This is a genomic window from Bordetella sputigena, from assembly GCF_965137885.1.
Taxonomy (GTDB): Bacteria; Pseudomonadota; Gammaproteobacteria; order Burkholderiales; family Burkholderiaceae_B; genus Bordetella_C; species Bordetella_C sputigena.
Window position 1 is genome coordinate 508,109 of sequence record NZ_CBCSCA010000001.1, and the last position, 19,432, is coordinate 527,540.

The window sequence follows — 19,432 nt, forward strand, 5'->3', positions numbered from 1 at the left end:
CCGGCCCCGGCAGGACGTTAACCGACCGAGCGCCCCCGCGCGGCCTGGTCGCGCAAGTAGCCGGTGACGGCTTCAGCGTTGCCGCGGAAGACGATGCGCGGCGCTTTTTCCTTCATGTGCCGGGCGTAAAGCGGATCGTAGTATTCGCTGAGCAATCCATGTATCCATGACCGGTGCGCATCGCAATCGCCCGTTTCCAGCTGGCGCGCCAAGGCGTCGCGCATCAGCGCCATCAGCCGCGCATGGCGCTCGCCGCCCAGCCTGCGTGAAATCGCCGTCAGGCTATCCTGCAGGCGCTGGCTGAACAAGGCGTCGCCGGCATCGCCGTGGCTGGCCGCGAATTCGGCGCGCAGCTCCACCACGTATTCCCGCAGGATGCGGTCGATGCGCTGCTCCAGGCTGGCATCCAGCCAGACCAGCGGCGCGGACTGTATCGCGTGCAGGAGCTCCAGCGGCAGCGCGTTGGCGCCGATCAGCCGGCTTTCGTCCTCCAGCACCACGGCGTGCCAGCCGCGCGCCTGCTTGTGCAGCAGGTCGATCGCCAGGCGGTGTTCGAAATCGATCTGCGATGGCTGCGGCGTGACGCGTTTGCCGAAGCCCGAGCCGCGATGGTTGGCGTGCCGTTCCAGGTCCACCGCGTTATCGACATCCCGCAGCACATCGGTCTTGCCGCTGCCCGTCAGGCCGCCCAGCACCAGATGGCCGGGTGCCGAAGCGGCGGCGCGTATGACCTCCGCCAGGTAGGTCCGCATCGCCTTATAGCCGCCGACCACGCGCGGATAGTCGATGCCGGCTTCTTCCCGCAGCCACTGCTGGGTGATCTGCGAGCGCAGGCCGCCGCGGAAGCAATACAGATAGCCCTGCGGGTGCCCGCGGGCGAAATCGGCCCAGGCCTGGATGCGACCCTGCTTGATCTCGCCGTACACCAATTGCGTGCCCAGGGCGATGGCGGCGTGCTGGCCTTGTTCCTTGTACCGCAAGCCCACCTGCTCGCGCTCGCGGTCGTCCATCAGTGGAATGTTCACCGCCGTGGGAAAGGCGCCGCGGACGAATTCGACCGGCGCCCGTACGTCCAGCAGCGGCACGCCGGAAAGGAACAGTTCGCGGAAAGAACGGGCGTCCGGGCGGACGGTAGTGTCGGACATCAAGCAGCGCTCAATACGCAATCCAGGGCGGGTTGGGCGGCCAGGCGCACACGGAATGCCCGCAGTTCATCCCGGCGGAACACGTGCACCGTGACGGTATCGCCCGGCCGGTACTGCGCCAGCAGTACTTCCAGGCCGGCCGGCGCATCCACCCGCAGGCCGTCGATGGCCACCAGGACATCGCCGGCCGACAGGCCGCCCTTGTGCGCCGCGCCGCCTTCCAGCACGCTGGCCAGCGCCACGCCGTCGCCCTGTTTGCGGGTGCGCGCATCCAGGCTGGGCAGGTTGGAGGACGGCTTCCATTGCAGGGTAATGCCGTGTTCGGCCAACAAGTCGGCCAGCGGCGGATCGGCGCGGCCATCGGCATAGCGTGCGATGTAGGCCCGCGCGTCCACGCCGGTGGCCTCGCGCACCAGCGCCGGCAGCGCATCTTCCGGAATGCCGGCCGGCGAGCCGCGATAGAAATCGCGGCCATAGCGCCGCCACATCAGGCGCATGACGTCGTCCAGCGCATGACGGCCGCCGCTCTTGCGGCGTATGGTCAGGTCCAGCCCCAGGGCCACCAGGGCACCCTTGGTGTAGTAGCTGACGATGGCGTTGGGCGAGTTTTCGTCCTGCTTGTAGTAACGCGTCCAGGCGTCGAAGGAGCTTTCCGCCACGGACTGCCTGGCGCGCCCCGGCGTTCGCGCCACGGACGTAATGGTCTTGCCCAGCAGGCGCAGGTAATCAGGCCGCGTGATGGTGCCGGCGCGCAGCAGGAACAGGTCGTCGTAGTACGAAGTAAAGCCTTCGAAGACCCACAGCAGGCGGGTCAGGGCAGGGCGCGCCAGGTCGTAGGGCACGAAGGCGGCCGGCTTGATGCGCTTGACGTTCCAGGTATGGAAATACTCGTGGCTGACCAGCCCCAGAAATCCCCGGTAGCCCTCGCCCTGGCCGGTCTGGCCCTTGACGGGCAGGTCCTTGCGCGCGGCCATCAGCGCCGTGGACGCGCGGTGTTCCAGGCCGCCGTAGCCGTCGCCCGTCACCATCGTCATGAACACATAGCGGTCGCTGCTATCCAGGAAGGGCGCGCGGCGCGACTGCGGTTCGAAGAAAGCGATCTGCGTTTCGCAGATGCGCTGGACGTCGCGCGTGATGCGTGCCAGGTCCAGCCGTGGGACGACGCCCGTGAACACCAGTTCATGTTCGGCGCCATGCGCGGTAAAGCGCGCGACCTGCGGCGTGCCCATTTCCACCGGGTGGTCGATCAGCGCGTCGTAGTCCGGGGCGCGGTACAGGCCGAAGCCATGGCGCCGCGCCGCGCCCTTGATGCCGCGGGCCTCGGGCAGGCTGGTATAGACCTTCCAGTCGTCGATGCCGGGCGGCGGCTGCAGGTCCACCAGGCAGGGCAGGTGCGCCTGCCCCTCCACGCACAGGAAGACGCTGGTGCCGTTGAAGAAACCATGGGTTTCGTCCAGATGGGCGCCCCGTACCGAGAGGTCCCAGGCATAGACTGTGTATTCCACCGTCAGCGGGCCTGCCGCTGGCGCCGCTTTCCAGGTATGGTTGTCGGTCTTCGCCACCGGCACGGCGCGGCCGCCGGCCGAGACCTTGAGCGTCTCGATCTGGCGCGAAAAATCGCGGATCAGGTAGCTGCCCGGAATCCAGGCTGGCAGGCTCAACGACTGGCCGTCCGGGTCGGGCGACTCGACCGTAAGCACGATATGGAAGCGATGACCCGCCAGGTCACGGGGTTGCAGGCGGTAAATTACGGGATGCGGGTCCATTATTCCGATAGCGCGTCATCAAATGGGCGCATTCTAATGGTTAGACCCGTTCCGGCGTCCGCGGCGCGGCGCCCGCTCTACCGTCAGGCCGGGGAAAGCCTGAGCATTTTTGACCACAGGAGACATCCATGAGTGAATCGCTGGTTCTGATCGAGACGCGTGGCCGCGTCGGTTTATTGACGCTGAACCGGCCCAAGGCCCTGAATGCCTTGAATGATGCCTTGATGGATGAACTGGGCCAGGCGCTCCTGGCCTTCGAGCAGGATGCGTCCGTCGGCGCCATCGTCATCACCGGCAGCGAAAAGGCCTTTGCGGCGGGCGCGGATATCGGCGCGATGAAAGACTGGTCGTACATGGACGTGTACGGCACCGACTACATCACGCGCAATTGGGAAACCCTGAAGCGCATCCGCAAGCCGGTGATCGCCGCCGTGGCGGGCTACGCGCTGGGCGGCGGCTGCGAATTGGCCATGATGTGCGACATCCTGGTCGCCGCGGATACGGCGAAGTTCGGCCAGCCGGAGATCAAGCTGGGCGTGATACCCGGTGCCGGCGGCACCCAGCGCCTGCCACGCGCGGTCGGCAAGGCCAAGGCCATGGACATGGTGCTGACCGGCCGCATGATGGGCGCGGACGAAGCCGAGCGCGCCGGCCTCGTGGCGCGCGTCGTGCCGGCGGACAAGCTGCTGGAGGAGGCCATTGAGGTCGCGACCGTCATCGCCGCCATGCCGCTGCAGGCCGCCATGATGGCCAAGGAGTGCGTGAACCGGGCATACGAAGCGCCGCTGAACGAGGGCATGCTGTTCGAGCGCCGCGCTTTCCATTCGTTGTTCGGCACGCCGGACCAGAAAGAGGGCATGGCGGCCTTCGTGGAAAAGCGTAAGCCGAATTTCCATCATCGCTGAACGCGCGAATTTACGTTCTGATACGCTCTTGCAGAGGATGTATCAGGGCACGCGCCTATCCTTGGGGTTCCAACGAGCGAGGGCGGGGCTTTTCAGACGGTGCGGATGAGCAGGCGCGCCGGTTGCTGACGGGCGCCGTCCGGCAACAACAAAGGAGCCCTCCATGCCCACTGCCTCCCATTCCGCTAAATGGCGGCTGGCCGCCCTGGCCTGCATTTTCGGCGTCAGCGGCATCGCGTCCGCGCAGTCTCCCCAACCCACGCTGCGGATGGTCTCGCAGACCCCCGTCGGCGCGCCGGCGCAGCTCGCGCCGATGACCGCGCAGGAATTGCACGATACGGCGGTCGACGCTTATATCTATGCCTACCCGATGGTGTTGATGGAGCTGACCCGCCGCAACACCACGAATGTGGCCTCGCCGGCGGAAGGCAAGGCGCCCATGAATCAGTTCGGGCACAAGACGGCCTTCCCGGACGCCGGCACGCCGAACGCGCGCTGGCCCAATACCGATACCCTGTATTCCAGCATGTGGTACGACGTCAGCAACGGCCCCTTGATTGTCCGGGTGCCGGATGCGGGCAACCGTTATTACGTGCTGTCCCTGCTGGACATGTGGACGGACGTCTTTGCGTCGCGGGGCACGCGCACCAACGGTGGCGGCGCGCAGACCTTCGCCATCGTCGGGCCTTATTGGAATGGCGCCTTGCCCCCTGGTGTCGACGTGGTGCGCAGCCCGACGTCGGTCGGTTGGGTGGTGGGCCATGTGCAGGCCCTGGGCCAGCAGGACTATCCGGCGGTGAATCAATGGCAGGCCAATCTCGCCGTGACGCCTTTCGTCGCGCCGGCGCCGGCCCCGATGGCGGGCCGGCCCGCGTCGCCGGGATCGCTGACGCCGATGTACCCCAACCGCCCCGGTCCCCAGCCCATGGCGCCCATGCCGCTGCCGCCGGCCGCCTATACGCCCACCACGCAGGTGCCGCCCAGCTCCGCGCCACCGGTCGAGCAGATCGCCGCGATGGACGCCGCCACCTTCTTCGGGGTATTCGCCGACGCCGTGCGCAACAACCCGCCGCACGCGAATGATTACCCCATGCTGGATCGCCTGCGCCGCATCGGCCTGGGCACCAGCGCGCCCCTGGCGTTCTCGCAGCTGGAGCCCGCCGTCCAGCAGGCCCTGACCCAGGCCGGACCGGAAGCCGGCCGCCGCATCGCCGACTACGTCAGCCGGCTGGGTACCGGCATCAACGGCTGGAATACCGTGTTCGGCGGCATCGGCACCTATGGCACCAATTACCTGCGCCGCGCCGCCGTGGCCTACGCGGGCCTGGGCGCGGGGCTGCCGGAGGACATCCTGTATCCCGTGACGCTGATCGATTCGGACGGCGACCTGCTGACCGGCGACGACGATTACGTGCTGCACTTCGACAAGGGCCAGCTGCCGCCGGTGCATGCGTTCTGGTCGCTCAACCTGTACGGTCCCAACCAGACCTTCGTGGAGAACCAGGCGCATCGCTATGCCATCCGCAGCACGGACAAGCTGCACTACAACGCGGACGGCTCGCTGGACATCTATATCCAGCGCCGCGCGCCCAGCCGCGAGCGCCAGGCCAACTGGCTGCCGACGCCCGAGAGCGGTCCTTTCATGCTGAACATGCGGCTGTACTGGCCGCGCGACATCGCCCTGGATCAGCAATGGGCGCCGCCGCCGGTCCAGGACTGACGGCTCGAGCGTGACCGGGGGCGGGAAACCGCCCCCTTTTTTTTCCTGGGGCGGCCCGGCGGCAAAAAAGCCCCCTTGGGGGCAGCGAGCCGGTTTACGGGCGCGGCGTGGGCGGCATTTCCCGGCGCCGCTCAGCGAGTTGTCAGGCTTGGCGATTTGCGAGGGCACCTGAATTCCAGCTATACTCCAATAGTTTGACGCTTGCGGGATAGCATCGTGACCGGGTTGTCCAAGGATGGATCCGAGGGCGGGGCCGAAGGTGGCTCGACCAGGGTGGTGCTCAGTGCGGAACAGCATGCCGCGTTGCGTGCGAAAACAAGCCGAGGGCTGGCCAGGGCCGTGGTGGCGCAGTGCGTCATGGCGGTACTGGCAACAGTCATCGCGTGGGGAGTAGCGGGGACAGCGGCGGGTATATCGGCGCTGGCGGGGGCGGGGGCGTATCTGGTGCCAAACTCTTTGTTTGCGCTACGGTTGCTGCTGGACACGCACCGGCCGGGCCGAACCAATCCGTTCACCTTCTTCCTGGGCGAAGCATTCAAGCTGATCGCAACGGTATTGCTGTTGTGGCTGGCGGTGCGTCTTGGGGGCGACAGGATCGTCTGGCCGGCCATGCTGATCGGCCTGATCTGTACGCTCAAGGGATACGTGCTGCTCTTGATGTCCGGCAAGTTGTCGTAGCGACGCTACTAATCGTTCAAAATGGCTGGCGTGACGCGCCAGCGACAGCAAACAGGGTAGGAAATATGGCTGCTGCCAGCGGTGTGTCGCCTCAGTCCGAATACATCCAGCACCATCTGGTGCACTTCAACAATATTGGCGAAAAGCAGACCGCGATCGCCAATTTCGGTGTCATCAACTACGACTCCCTGTTCTGGTCCATCCTGATGGGCCTGGTCGTGGTGTTCTTCCTGTGGCGCGCCGCGCGCCGCGCGACCACCGGCGTGCCCGGCCGCTTCCAGATGTTCGTGGAATCGCTGGTGGATATGGTGGAAGAGCAGGCCAAGTCGATCGTGCCGAACGAAGTGTCGCGCCGCTTCGTCTCGCCGCTGGCGCTGACCGTGTTCCTGTGGATCGTGATGATGAACGCGCTCGACCTGATTCCGGTCGATCTGCTGGCCACGGTCCTGCGCTGGACCGGCTGGGGCGCCCACCACGGCGACCTGCTGTACTACCACCGCATCCTGCCGACGGCCGACCTGAATGTGCCCATGGGCATGTCGCTGGGCGTGCTGCTGCTGATGTTCTATTACGGCCTGAAGATCAAGCACCCGGGCGGTTTCTTCAAGGATCTGGTCAGCGCGCCGTTCCATGCGCATGGCTTCGCCGCCGTGCTGCTGTTCCCCTTCAACCTGCTGCTGAACATCATCGAATACGCCGCCAAGTCCGTATCGCTGGGCATGCGGTTGTTCGGCAACATGTTCGCGGGCGAACTGATTTTCATGCTGATCGCCCTGCTGGGCGGCGCGTGGACGGGCCTCAACGGCACCAGCATCGGGCTGGGCATCGGTCAATTGCTGGCCGGTTCCATCTGGGCGATCTTCCACATCCTGATCGTGCTGCTGCAGGGCTTTATCTTCATGATGCTGACGCTGGTGTACATCGGCCAGGCTCACGAAGGACATTGACCGGTTTTTCGGCGCGGGTTCCGGCCCGCGCCGGGACGCAAGATCTTCTTGCATTGCGCTGTACCACTTCCTATCTCTTGACATTCAGATTTCTCAACAAGGAGTTGTCATGACCAACGTAGCTTTCGTTGCTCTCGCCTGCGGTCTCATCATCGGTCTGGGCGCTATCGGCGCTTGCATCGGTATCGCGCTGATGGGGGGCAAATACCTGGAAGCTTCGGCTCGTCAGCCTGAACTGATGAACGCCCTGCAAACCAAGATGTTCCTGCTGGCTGGCCTGATCGACGCGGCGTTCCTGATCGGCGTCGGTATCGCGATGCTGTTCGCCTTCGCCAACCCCTTCGTTGGCTGATCCATCGGCCAAGTCGTCGGTTGATGGCGCATGCCCGTCGGTGTCCGGCGGGTTGAAGAAGCCGGGGCCGGGCCCGACAGATGCGGCCGCATGCCGCGCATACAGGCCTTGCCGCCGGCAAGTATCGAGTGCTCATCGGCGTTTCCACGGAAACGCCGGAGCCTTAAGGTGTTAAAGGGAAACGACCGTGAATCTGAACGCGACGATCTTTTTCCAGATGCTCGTGTTCTTCGTTCTGGGCTGGTTCACGATGAAATTCGTGTGGCCTCCCCTGACGAAGGCGATGGATGAGCGCCGCCAGAAAATCGCCGACGGCCTGGCCGCGGCTGAAAAGGGCAAGGCCGACCTCGCCCAGGCGCAGGCGCGCATCAGTCTGATCGAGGCTTCTGCCAAGTCCGAAAACCACGCCCGCATGGTGGAAGCTGAAAAGCAGGCCAGCCAGCTGCTCGATCAGGCTCGCCGCGAAGCGGAAGCCGAGCGTGCCCGCATCCTGGCGCAAGCCAAGCAGGATGCCGAGCTGGAAGTGCAGCGTGCGCGCGATAGCCTGCGCGACGAAGTCGCCGCGCTGGCCGTCAAGGGCGCCGAGCAAATCCTGCGGCGCGAGATCGACGCCCGCGCCCATGCCGAGCTGCTGACCCAGCTCAAGGCCCAGCTTTAATCCGGAAACGTCATGGCTGAACTATCGACTGTCGCCCGGCCTTACGCCGAAGCCTTGTTCGCCGCCGCGCGCGACGACAAGGCCGGGCTGGACCTGTGGGCCGGCCTGGTGGATCAAATGGCCCAGGTCGCCGCCAACGCGGACGTCCGTGAGGCCATGTCGGACCCCCGCCTCGGGGACGCCGATCGCGCGCAGGCCTTCACCGGCCTGCTGAAAGGCGAAGTGCCGCAAGCCGCCCGCAATTTCATCAACCTGCTGGTTGAAAACGGCCGCCTGCTGTTGCTGCCGGAAATCGCCGAGCAATTCGTGGCGCTGAAGAACCGCCACGAAGGCACGGCCCAGGCCAATATCACCAGCGCCTTCGAGATGACCCCCGAACAGGTCAAGGATCTGCTCGGCGCGCTGGAATTGAAGTTCGGCCTCAAGCTGAAGCCTCAAGTCACGGTCGACTCCTCCCTGATCGGGGGCGTCCGCGTGGCCGTCGGTGACCAGGTACTCGATACATCCGTGCAAGCCCAATTGGCCCGCATGCGCGACACGCTGGCGGCATAAGCCCTTAGCCAGGCGACTAACAGGATTCCAGGAGTCTGAACATGCAACTCAATCCCTCCGAGATCAGCGAACTGCTCAAGAGCCGCATCGAGGGCCTGGGCGCTTCGACCGATATCCGTACCCAGGGCACGGTCGTTTCCGTGACTGACGGTATTACCCGCATCCACGGCTTGTCCGATGTGATGCAGGGCGAAATGCTCGAATTCCCCAACAACACTTTCGGCCTGGCCCTGAACCTCGAGCGCGACTCCGTCGGCGCCGTGATTCTGGGCGACTACACCGGCGTGTCGGAAGGCGACCAGGTCAAGACGACCGGCCGCATTCTGGAAGTGCCGGTCGGTCCCGAGCTGAAAGGCCGCGTGGTCAACACGCTGGGCGAGCCCATCGACGGCCGCGGCCCGGTGAACACGAAAGAAACCGACGTGATCGAAAAGGTCGCGCCGGGCGTGATCGCCCGCCGTTCCGTGTCGCAGCCCGTGCAGACCGGCGTCAAGGCCATCGACTCCATGGTGCCGATCGGCCGTGGCCAGCGCGAGCTGATCATCGGCGACCGCCAGACCGGCAAGACCGCCGTCGCGGTGGACACCATCATCAGCCAGAAGGGCAAGGGCGTCACCTGCGTGTACGTCGCCATCGGCCAGAAGGCGTCGACGATCAACAACGTGGTGCGCAAGCTGGAAGAGCACGGCGCGATGGAATACACCATCGTCGTCGCCGCCTCGGCTTCGGATTCCGCGGCCATGCAGTATCTGGCCCCGTATGCCGGCTGCACCATGGGCGAATACTTCCGCGACCGCGGCGAAGACGCCCTGATCATTTATGACGATCTGACCAAGCAAGCCTGGGCCTACCGCCAGGTTTCGCTGCTGCTGCGCCGTCCGCCGGGCCGCGAAGCCTACCCGGGCGACGTGTTCTACCTGCACTCGCGCCTGCTGGAGCGTGCCGCTCGCGTCAACGAAGAGTACGTCGAGAAGTTCACCAACGGCGCCGTGAAGGGCAAGACCGGTTCGCTGACCGCGCTGCCCATCATCGAAACGCAGGCGGGCGACGTGTCGGCCTTCGTGCCGACCAACGTGATCTCGATCACCGACGGCCAGATCTTCCTGGAAACCGACCTGTTCAACGCCGGCGTGCGTCCCGCCATCAACGCGGGTATCTCGGTGTCGCGAGTCGGTGGCGCCGCGCAGACCAAGGTCATCAAGAAGCTGTCCGGCGGTATCCGTACCGACCTGGCGCAGTATCGTGAACTGGCCGCCTTCGCGCAGTTCGCTTCCGACCTGGACGACGCCACCCGTCGCCAGCTGGAGCGCGGCAAGCGCGTGGTGGAACTGCTGAAGCAGCCGCAGTATCAGCCGCTGCAGGTCTGGGAACTGGCGATCAGCCTGTATGCCGTGAACAACGGCTATCTGGATGACGTCGAAGTGTCGCAGGTGCTGGGCTTCGAAAAGGCGCTGAAGGACCACCTGAAGTCCAAGATGCCCGAGCTGATCCAGCGCATCGAAGATACCAAGGAACTCTCCAAGGATGACGAAGCCGTCTTGGCCGCGGAAATCCAGGAGTTCAAGAAGCACGGTGCTTTTTAAGACATTTTGACTGTGACGAGGCCGGCGGGCGCTTTGCGCCGCGGCCGGCCGACCAGGCGGGAGCAGCGGACGCTGCCTTCGCCGACCGTCTCACCAGGAAAGCGCAATGCCCGGAATCAAGGAAATCCGTACCAAGATCAAGAGCGTGCAAAACACGCGCAAGATCACCAAGGCGATGGAAATGGTCGCCGCGTCCAAGATGCGCAAGGCGCAGGAACGGATGCGCGCCGGTCGTCCCTACGCCACCAAGGTGCGCGCCATCGCGTCGCACCTGATGCAGGCCAATCCGGAATACAGCCACCCCTATCTGGTCGAGCGCGACCAGGTCAAGGCGGTCGGCGTGGTGCTGGTGACCACCGACAAGGGCTTGTGCGGCGGCCTGAATACCAATGTGTCGCGCGTCACGCTGGCCAAGCTCAAGGAATTCCAGGAGCGCGGCGTCAAGGTGCAGTTCACGGCCCTGGGCAACAAGGGCGTGGGCCTGCTGACCCGCATCAGCGCCAACCTGGTGTCGCAGGAAGTCGGCCTGGGCGACCAGCCTCACCTGGATCGCCTGCTGGGCGCCATCAAGGTGCAGCTGGACGCCTATCTGGACGGTCGTATCGACGAGCTGTATGTCGCGACCACCCGTTTCGTCAACACGATGAAGCAGGAGCCGGTGTTCACCCGTCTGCTGCCGCTGCCCAGCGGCGACCTGGAAGATCCCTTCCATGCGGGCGAGACCACCGCGTCGCTGAAGACCGAGTACAGCTGGGACTACATCTACGAGCCGGATGCCCGCACGGTGATCGACGATCTGCTGCAACGTTATGTCGAAGGCGTGCTGTTCCAGGCTGTCGCGGAAAACATGGCTTCGGAACAATCCGCCCGCATGGTGGCCATGAAGGCCGCTTCGGACAACGCCAAGAAAGTGATCGGCGATCTGCAACTGGTCTACAACAAGACCCGCCAGGCCGCGATCACCAAGGAAATTTCGGAAATCGTGGGGGGCGCCGCCGCCGTTTGACGCCCGGTTCGACATCGTCACCGGCGTCCGCGGACGCGACATCCTGACAGGACATAGAGTTATCAAAGGAATCGACATGAGCAACGGAACCATCGTTCAGTGCATCGGCGCCGTGGTGGATATTCAGTTCCCCCGCGAAAAAATGCCGAAGATCTACGAAGCGCTTACCTTGGCCGACGAAGGCAACGCCTTCGCCGAGAAAGGCCTGACCTTCGAAGTCCAGCAACAGCTGGGCGACGGCGTGGTGCGCACGATCGCGCTGGGTTCCAGCGACGGCCTGCGCCGCGGCATGAACGTCGCCGCAACCGGCGCGCCCATCTCCGTGCCGGTCGGTACGGGCACGCTGGGCCGCATCATGGACGTGCTGGGTCGTCCCATCGACGAAGCCGGCCCCGTCCAGCACGAAGAAAAACGTGCCATTCACCAGAACGCGCCCCGCTTCGACGAGCTGTCGCCTTCGGTGGAACTGCTCGAAACCGGCATCAAGGTTATCGACCTGGTCTGCCCGTTCGCCAAGGGCGGCAAGGTGGGCCTGTTCGGCGGCGCCGGCGTGGGCAAGACCGTGAACATGATGGAGCTCATCAACAACATCGCCAAGCAGCACAGCGGTCTGTCTGTGTTTGCCGGCGTGGGCGAGCGTACCCGCGAAGGCAACGACTTCTACCATGAAATGGAAGAGTCGAACGTGCTGGACAAGGTCGCGATGGTGTTCGGCCAGATGAACGAGCCCCCGGGCAACCGTCTGCGCGTGGCGCTGACCGGCCTGACCATGGCCGAGAAGTTCCGCGACGAAGGCCGCGACATCCTGTTCTTCGTCGACAACATCTACCGCTACACGCTGGCCGGTACCGAAGTGTCGGCGCTGCTGGGCCGTATGCCGTCCGCCGTGGGCTACCAGCCGACGCTGGCCGAGGAAATGGGCAAGCTGCAGGAACGCATCACGTCCACTAAGACCGGCTCGATTACGTCTATCCAGGCCGTGTACGTGCCGGCGGATGACTTGACCGACCCGTCGCCCGCCACGACCTTCCAGCATTTGGATTCGACCGTCGTGCTGTCGCGTGACATCGCCGCGCTGGGTATCTACCCCGCCGTGGATCCGCTGGACTCCACCAGCCGCCAGCTGGATCCCCAGGTGGTCGGCGAAGAGCACTACGCGGTGGCCCGCGGCGTGCAGCAGACGCTGCAGCGCTACAAGGAACTGCGCGACATCATCGCGATTCTGGGCATGGACGAACTGTCGCCGGAAGACAAGCTGGCCGTGGCGCGCGCCCGGAAGATCCAGCGCTTCCTGTCGCAGCCCTTCCACGTGGCCGAAGTGTTCACCGGCTCGCCTGGCAAGTACGTGCCGCTGGCCGAAACCATCCGCGGCTTCAAGATGATCGTGGACGGCGAATGCGACGCGCTGCCCGAGCAGGCGTTCTACATGGTCGGCACCATCGACGAGGCCTTCGAGAAGGCCAAGAAACTGCAATAAGGATCCGGTATGGCTACCCTGCATGTCGACGTCGTCAGCGCGGAAGCCGCGATCTTCACCGGTGAGGCGAAGTTCGTGGTGCTGCCTGGCGAATCGGGCGAACTGGGCATCCTGCCCGGCCACACCCCGCTGATCTCGCGTATCCGCCCGGGTACCCTGAAGATCGTCCGCGAGGACAACAGCGAAGAGAACGTCTTTGTCGCCGGCGGCATTCTGGAAGTGCAGCCGGGCAGCGTCACCGTGCTGGCCGACACGGCCATCCGTGCCGCCGACCTGGACGAAGCCAAGGCCGAGGCCGCCCGCCAGAAGGCGGAAGAAGCCCTGCGCAACGCCAAGGACAAGGCCGATATCGCCGTGGTGGAAGCCGAGCTCGCCATGCTGGCGGCGCAGGCTGTCGCGGCGCGTCGCTTGCGGGCGCCCAACCGCGGGCATTGAGCCGGGCAAGCTCACCGCCATCGCGTCCCGCCATCGCGTCCCGGCATCGCTACCCGGCCTCGGGCGCGTGCCGAGTGGTATCTCCAAAAAAGCCAGGCTCTTGCCTGGCTTTTTTGCGTCCGCGGCGTGCCGGATCGCCGGCGTGCCGCGTCGGCATGTCCGGCAGATGCGCGAACATCGCTGCCTCGGCCGCCGTCGCAAGCGCCCGAATCTCTTCAAATAGGTACAATAGTGAGATAGATTCTTATTATTAATAGCGCGACGCGAGTGCCGTCCTGGAGTTCGACAGCATGGGGAAACTGTCCCTCAAGACTTGGTTCGAAATACATAAATGGAGCAGCCTGGTCTGCACCGTTTTTCTCTTGCTGCTGTGCCTGACCGGGCTGCCCCTGATCTTCACGCACGAAATCGATCATTGGCTGGATGACGCCAAGCCTTATGCCGAGGTCGCGCCGGGTACGCAGCGCGCCAGCCTGGACGCGATGATCGCCCACGGCAAGCGCCTGTATCCGAACGAAGCCATCGAGTACGTGTATATCGATGACGATGATCCGCAGGTGTTGATAGGGATGAATCCCCAGCCTGGCAACCAGGACCTGGCGCACCGGCTGCGCTTCGACGCCCATACCGGAGAGATGCTGAAGCATTTCCCGCCCGCGGAGCAGGAGGGCCATGGGTTCATGGAGATCATGCTGCACCTGCATGTGGACTTGTTCGCCGGATTGCCGGGCGAGCTTTTCCTGGGTTTCATGGGCCTGTTGTTCTGCGTCGCGGTGGTATCCGGCGTGGTGCTGTACGGGCCTTACATGAAGAAGATCCCCTTCGGCAGTGTGCGTGGCGAGCGTTCGACGCGCATCAAATGGCTGGACCTGCACAACCTGCTGGGCGTGGTGACGCTGGCGTGGGCCTTCGTCGTCGGCTTCACCGGCGTCATCAATGAGCTGTCCACGCCGATGTTCAAGTACTGGCAGGGCACGGCGATGCAGGCGCTGCTGGCACCGTACAAGGGCAAACCGGCGCCGCGGCTGGCCGAGCTCAGCTCCGTCGATGCGGCCTACGACGCCGCCCGCAAGGCGCAACCCGGGATGACCGTCAATACCATCACTTTCCCCGGCAATCCCTATGGCAGCCCGTATCACTACGTGGTGTGGCTCAATGGCGATACGGCGCTGACCTCGCGCCTGTTCAGCCCGGTACTGCTGGATGCGCGCACCGGCGATTTGGGCATGCAGGTCGAGATGCCCTGGTATCTGCGCGCGCTGGAAGTGTCGCGGCCGCTGCACTTCGGCGATTACGCCGGTATCCCGCTCAAGATCATCTGGGCCGTGCTGGACCTGATCACCATCATCGTGCTGGGCAGCGGGCTCTATCTGTGGATCGCGCGCCGCAAATCGGCTGCCGCCCGGATCGCGGAACTGGAGGCGCGGCACAAGGCCCTTGCGCAGGGCGCCAAGGCTTGAGCATTTGGGTCCTGGCTTTCGGGTTCCCCCTTCGGGTTGCCCCTTACGTATAAGCCGCAGTGTGGACTTTGCGAATTGCCGCTGTCCGGCGCGCTATTTAGGCTTGCTGCTTCGATAGATGCGAAGGAGTGGCAATGCGCGAGACGCTAGACTGCGGCGTGCTCATGGTGCCGGCGCACGCCGGCTGGATGGATGCCTGGATGCAACGGCATGCCGGGCAGACGACCCGGGTACGGCTGCACGCCGTGACGCTGGATGACGGCGCGCTGGTCGTCGGCGACAACGGCATCGCCGTCGCCTGTCGCGGCGCGCAGGCGGCCGCGCATTCCCTGGCACGGCTGGCCATGTCCTTGCGCCGCTTCGACGCCTGTCTGCTCCCGGTGACGCCCGATACGCTGGGGTGGACGCGTACGGCGCTGTCCTGCGCCGGCGGCGGCGTGCAGACACCGCTGATCGGCCTGGCGCGCGGCCTGAAGGCCGCCGCCGTGCAGGACCTGCTGGCATTGGGCATGAAGGACTTCGTGCGCGATCCACTGTGTCCGGAAGAATTGCGCGTTCGCGTGGACCGTGTCGCCGGCGATCGGGGCGGCCCGCGCTCCGCCTCGGGGGCGCCAGCCGGCACAGGGGCATCCTTGGCCTGGCCCGCTCCGTCCAAGGAGGTGAGGGAGCCCGTGGCGCCGTATGCCGACGTCTGTCCTTCCGAGCCACGTCACGACGCCGGTCATGGCATGGGCCAGGGCATGGCTCAGGGCATGGGTCAGGCCTGGGCCCAGGGCGCCGGCCCCTTGGGGGGCGATGCGCGGCCGCGCCTGTCGCGCGAGGCGCTGGACAGCGGCCTGCTGGCCATCCAGGCCGCGCCCCGCGTTCATCCGGACGAGCCCTTCCGTCTGGCCAAGTCGCGCGTGGTGGATAGCTTCGAACGCGACTACGTGCGCACGGCCCTGTCCCGCCACGCCGGCAATGTGGCGCGCGCCGCGCGTGCCTCGGCCAAGCATCGACGCGCTTTCTGGGCACTGATGCGCAAGCACCATATCGATGCCGCGCCATACCGCCCCCGGCTGCCCGGAAAAGAGCAGTCGGACTGATGGAAGCCCGCCGGGTAAAATCGACAGCTTGGATTTTTCAAGGAAAGCCGTGTCAGCCGTCGCTTTGCAAAACGATGTATTCCTGCGTGCTTTGCTGCGCCAGCCCGTGCCGTACACGCCCGTCTGGCTGATGCGCCAGGCCGGACGCTACCTGCCCGAATACAACGCCACGCGCGCACGCGCGGGGTCCTTTCTGGGCCTGGCGCAGAATCCCGCGTACGCGGCCGAGGTCACCCTGCAGCCCCTGGAGCGCTTTCCCCTGGACGCCGCGATCCTGTTCTCCGACATCCTGACCGTGCCCGACGCGATGGGGCTGGGGCTGGACTTCCGCGCCGGCGAAGGGCCGCATTTCGACCGTCCGGTGCGTACCGAAGCCGACGTCGACGCGCTGGTGCCGCCGGATATGGAGAAATTGCGCTACGTGTTCGACGCGGTGAGTCTGATCCGCCGCGAGCTGCGGGGGCGGGTGCCGCTGATCGGTTTCGCCGGCAGCCCCTGGACCATCGCCTGTTATATGGTCGAAGGCAAAGGCAGCGACGATTACCGGTTGATCAAGAGCATGGCATACGGGCGTCCGGACCTGATGCACCGGATCCTGGCGATCAATGCGCGCGCGACCACCGAGTACCTGAACGCGCAGATCGCCGCCGGCGTCCAGGCCGTGATGCTGTTTGACAGCTGGGGCGGCGTGCTGGCCGACGGCTTGTTCCAGGAATATTCCCTGGCATACACCCGGCAGGTGATGGCGGGGCTGACGCGGCAGCAGGACGGACGGGCGGTCCCGGCCATCGTGTTTACCAAGGGCGGCGGGCTGTGGCTGGAGGACATCGCCGCCTGTGGGGCGGATGCGGTCGGTGTGGATTGGACCGTGAATCTGCGCCGGGCGCGGGCTCGCGTCGGCGACGCCGTGGCGCTGCAGGGCAATCTGGACCCCATGGCGCTTTTTGCCGGCGGCCCGGCGATACGGGCCCAGGCTCGCCGCATCATCGATGATTTCGGCATGGTCGGCACGGGTGGCCACGTGTTCAACCTGGGCCATGGGATTTCCCAGTTCACTCCGCCGGACGCCGTAGCCGAGTTGGTGGATGAGGTACATACCTACAGCCGCGCCTTTCACGCCGCTTGAAACCGCATTTTCGGGTCGCCGGCTGCCTCCCGGCCGGCTGGCTTGGCTGGGCGTATCTTGACATTTGCCCTGTCAGTCAGCACCAGAAGTGCCCCCATTTTGCCGACTTGTGCACAGCAACGAAGCAAAGACGCTTGACACGGGGTACTTGTATGTGCTGTACCGGATTGCCGTCCAAGTCATTGATTTCGCGAGAGAAAACTATTTTTCCAGGGCTCTTATCAGATGGGCGTTGTTGTGGTAGGGGTGAGTGATTCCAAAAACCCCGACCTTTTCCCCAAAGTTATCCACAGAGCGCTCCGGCCGCATTTTCATTTGCAGGCGGCACAGTCGTTTAGCGGGAACTTCAAGAATTCACTTTAAATAGGACGAGCGGTCAGCTCATGCTTTTGACGGATGGCGATGACTGAAACCAGTGCCGGTACACCGGCCGGCACCTCCGCGACGCCGGCCGTCGCCTGGGTGCGCGTCGCGCTGGACGTGCCGCTGCAGGGGCCCTTCGACTACAGCCACTCCGTCGCCCTGGATCCGGGCACGCGGGTCATCGTGCCGTTCGGCCGTCGCCGCCTGGTCGGCGTCGTGACGGAATCGCCCGATCAGCCTTCCATAGACACGGCCTACATCAAGCCCGTGGAGCGCGTACTGGACGACTTGCCCCCGTTCGGCCCGGATTGGCTGCGCCTGGCGCGTTTCGCCGCGGCGTACTACCAACGGCCCTTGGGCGAGGTCATGCTGCCCGCCTTGCCGCCCCCGCTGCGCAAGCCGTCCGCGTACGAAGGCAAGCGTTCCGGCGCCGGCCCCGTCGCGCGATTGGATGCCAAGCTGGCCAAGGCGCGCGCCAAGGCGCCGGCGCCCCAGGAGGACGCTCCGGCCTTGTCGGCCGAGCCGACCCTGAACGACGAACAGCAAGCCGCCGTCGACGCCATCCGCGCCCTGCGCGGATTCAAGCCCGTGCTGCTGCACGGCGTTACCGGCAGCGGCAAGACGGAGGTCTATCTCCGCGCGGCGCGCGACGTCCTGACGCAGGGCCGGCAGGTGCTGCTGATGGTGCCCGAAATCAACCTGACCCCGCAGCTGGAAGCCGCCCTGCGCGGCCGCCTGGACGCCGTCGCCGGGCCGGGCGCGCTCGCCGTGCTGCACAGCGGCCTGTCCGACGGCGAACGCCTGGAGTCCTGGGTACGCGCCCAGCGCGGCCAGGCGCGGGTGCTGCTGGGAACCCGCATGTCCATCTTCGCGCCCTTGCCGGAGCTGGGCCTGATCGTCGTGGACGAAGAGCATGACGCGTCATACAAGCAGCAGGATGGTCTGCGCTATTCGGCGCGCGACCTGGCCGTATGGCGCGCGCGCGACCTCGACATCCCGGTGCTGCTCGGCTCAGCCACGCCCTCGCTGGAAACCTGGCAGCAGGCGGAGCGGGGCCGCTATCTGCGCCTGACCTTGTCGGCGCGCGCCAAGGCCAGCGAATTGCCCAAGGTGCGCCTGGTGGATACGCGCCGCCTGCCCATGAAACAGGGCATGTCGCCGCAACTGGTCGATGCCATCGGCAAGCGCCTGGAGCGGGGGGAGCAGTCGCTGGTCTTTCTGAACCGGCGGGGCTATGCGCCGGTATTGCATTGCGCGTCCTGCGCCTGGGTCAGCAATTGCCCTCGCTGCACCGCCTTTACCGTACTGCATCGCGGTCCGGGGCCGGGCGGCCACATCCTGCAATGCCACCACTGCGGCTATCAGGCCCGGGTGCCGCGCGCCTGCCCGGAATGCGGCGACCAGGATCTGCAGCCCATGGGCCGCGGCACGCAGCGCGTCGAAGAACATCTGTCCCAGCTGTTTCCGGAAGCCAGAATCCTGCGCATCGATGCGGACAGCACGCGCCGCAAGGGCAGCGCGCAGACACTATTCGCCAGCGTGCATGCGGGCGAAGTCGACATCCTGGTCGGCACGCAGATGGTGGCGAAGGGACATGATTTCGCGCGCCTGGGGCTGGTCGGCGTGCTGAACGCGGACGCCATGCTCTTCGCCCACGATTTCCGCGCGCCGGAAAGGCTGTTCGCGCAGCTCATGCAGGTGGCCGGCCGCGCCGGCCGCCATACAGAAGGAGGCGAGGTCCTGATCCAGACCGGCTATCCCGAGCAGCCCGTCTACCAGGCGCTGCTGCGCCACGATTACGTCGGGTTCGCCGGGCCGGCGCTGGCGGAACGCGAAAGCACCGGCCTGCCGCCTTTCGCGCATCAGGCCTTGCTGACGGCTGAAGCCCGCGAACTGGCCCAGGCGCTGGAGTTCCTGCAGGCCGCGCGCGATCTGCCGGACGGCGAGCTGGCGGATTGTTTTCCCACGGCCGACGCCGTTACGCGCTACGATCCGGTTCCATTGCGGGTCGTGCGCATCGCGAATATGGAGCGCGCGCAGTTGCTGGTGGAAAGCGCCAGCCGTCCCGCGCTGCAAGGCTTCCTGGCCGTATGGTCCGCGATGCTGCCGCAGTTGCCCGCCGCGTCCCGCGTACGCTGGCAGCTGGAAGTCGACCCCCTGGAAATCTGACCTCC

At 65.5% G+C, this 19,432-nt stretch carries 17 protein-coding genes; 15 read left to right on the top strand and 2 right to left on the bottom strand.

The window, feature by feature from the left end; genetic code table 11:
* Positions 1-17: 17 nt before the first annotated feature.
* Both mnmH and ACNA0R_RS02415 read right to left on the bottom strand, forming a co-directional pair.
* On the bottom strand, positions 18-1,145 hold the full coding sequence (gene mnmH, locus ACNA0R_RS02410) for a tRNA 2-selenouridine(34) synthase MnmH (protein WP_415824282.1): 1,128 nt from the start codon (positions 1,143-1,145) through the stop codon (positions 18-20).
* The gene (locus ACNA0R_RS02415) at positions 1,145-2,911 is read right to left on the bottom strand and encodes a M61 family metallopeptidase (protein ID WP_415824283.1); all 1,767 of its coding nucleotides are present in this window, start codon (positions 2,909-2,911) and stop codon (positions 1,145-1,147) included. The genes mnmH and ACNA0R_RS02415 overlap by 1 nt, the downstream gene beginning before the upstream one ends.
* Before the next feature lie 128 nt (positions 2,912-3,039).
* Between ACNA0R_RS02415 and ACNA0R_RS02420 the strand changes: the two genes are divergently transcribed.
* From ACNA0R_RS02420 to ACNA0R_RS02490, 15 genes are all read left to right on the top strand, one after another.
* On the top strand, positions 3,040-3,816 hold the full coding sequence (locus tag ACNA0R_RS02420; RefSeq protein WP_415824284.1) for an enoyl-CoA hydratase: 777 nt from the start codon (positions 3,040-3,042) through the stop codon (positions 3,814-3,816).
* Between the two features lie 163 nt (positions 3,817-3,979).
* Complete coding sequence (locus ACNA0R_RS02425) at positions 3,980-5,536, top strand: DUF1254 domain-containing protein (protein ID WP_415824285.1); 1,557 nt, start codon at positions 3,980-3,982, stop codon at positions 5,534-5,536.
* Between the two features lie 216 nt (positions 5,537-5,752).
* Positions 5,753-6,214, top strand: coding sequence for an ATP synthase subunit I (locus ACNA0R_RS02430; RefSeq protein ID WP_415824286.1), 462 nt, complete (start codon positions 5,753-5,755; stop codon positions 6,212-6,214).
* Positions 6,215-6,279: 65 nt separating this feature from the next.
* Positions 6,280-7,161 carry a F0F1 ATP synthase subunit A gene (atpB, locus tag ACNA0R_RS02435; RefSeq protein WP_094849320.1) on the top strand — a complete coding sequence of 294 codons (882 nt, stop codon included), beginning with the start codon at positions 6,280-6,282 and terminating at the stop codon, positions 7,159-7,161.
* A 109-nt stretch (positions 7,162-7,270) separates the two neighbouring features.
* Positions 7,271-7,513 (top strand): F0F1 ATP synthase subunit C, encoded by a 243-nt coding sequence (atpE, locus tag ACNA0R_RS02440; RefSeq protein WP_003815363.1) that lies wholly within the window; start codon positions 7,271-7,273, stop codon positions 7,511-7,513.
* A gap of 187 nt (positions 7,514-7,700) precedes the next feature.
* Positions 7,701-8,171, top strand: a complete 471-nt coding sequence (locus ACNA0R_RS02445) for a F0F1 ATP synthase subunit B (RefSeq protein ID WP_415824288.1) — start codon at positions 7,701-7,703, stop codon at positions 8,169-8,171.
* A 12-nt stretch (positions 8,172-8,183) separates the two neighbouring features.
* Entirely contained in the window at positions 8,184-8,723 is a 540-nt protein-coding gene (locus ACNA0R_RS02450) for a F0F1 ATP synthase subunit delta (RefSeq protein ID WP_415824289.1), read from the top strand.
* Between the two features lie 41 nt (positions 8,724-8,764).
* Positions 8,765-10,306 (top strand): F0F1 ATP synthase subunit alpha, encoded by a 1,542-nt coding sequence (gene atpA, locus ACNA0R_RS02455; protein WP_415824290.1) that lies wholly within the window; start codon positions 8,765-8,767, stop codon positions 10,304-10,306.
* A 106-nt stretch (positions 10,307-10,412) separates the two neighbouring features.
* On the top strand, positions 10,413-11,312 hold the full coding sequence (atpG, locus tag ACNA0R_RS02460) for a F0F1 ATP synthase subunit gamma (protein ID WP_415824291.1): 900 nt from the start codon (positions 10,413-10,415) through the stop codon (positions 11,310-11,312).
* 76 nt (positions 11,313-11,388) lie between these two features.
* Positions 11,389-12,789, top strand: a complete 1,401-nt coding sequence (atpD, locus tag ACNA0R_RS02465) for a F0F1 ATP synthase subunit beta (RefSeq protein ID WP_415824292.1) — start codon at positions 11,389-11,391, stop codon at positions 12,787-12,789.
* Between the two features lie 9 nt (positions 12,790-12,798).
* Positions 12,799-13,224 (top strand): F0F1 ATP synthase subunit epsilon, encoded by a 426-nt coding sequence (locus tag ACNA0R_RS02470; RefSeq protein WP_415824293.1) that lies wholly within the window; start codon positions 12,799-12,801, stop codon positions 13,222-13,224.
* A 290-nt stretch (positions 13,225-13,514) separates the two neighbouring features.
* Entirely contained in the window at positions 13,515-14,684 is a 1,170-nt protein-coding gene (locus tag ACNA0R_RS02475) for a PepSY-associated TM helix domain-containing protein (RefSeq protein ID WP_415824294.1), read from the top strand.
* Positions 14,685-14,818: 134 nt separating this feature from the next.
* Positions 14,819-15,769 (top strand): hypothetical protein, encoded by a 951-nt coding sequence (locus ACNA0R_RS02480; RefSeq protein WP_415824295.1) that lies wholly within the window; start codon positions 14,819-14,821, stop codon positions 15,767-15,769.
* Positions 15,770-15,818: 49 nt separating this feature from the next.
* Positions 15,819-16,895 (top strand): uroporphyrinogen decarboxylase, encoded by a 1,077-nt coding sequence (gene hemE / locus ACNA0R_RS02485; RefSeq protein WP_415824297.1) that lies wholly within the window; start codon positions 15,819-15,821, stop codon positions 16,893-16,895.
* Positions 16,896-17,297: 402 nt separating this feature from the next.
* Positions 17,298-19,427, top strand: coding sequence for a primosomal protein N' (locus tag ACNA0R_RS02490; RefSeq protein WP_415824298.1), 2,130 nt, complete (start codon positions 17,298-17,300; stop codon positions 19,425-19,427).
* Positions 19,428-19,432: the final 5 nt, after the last annotated feature.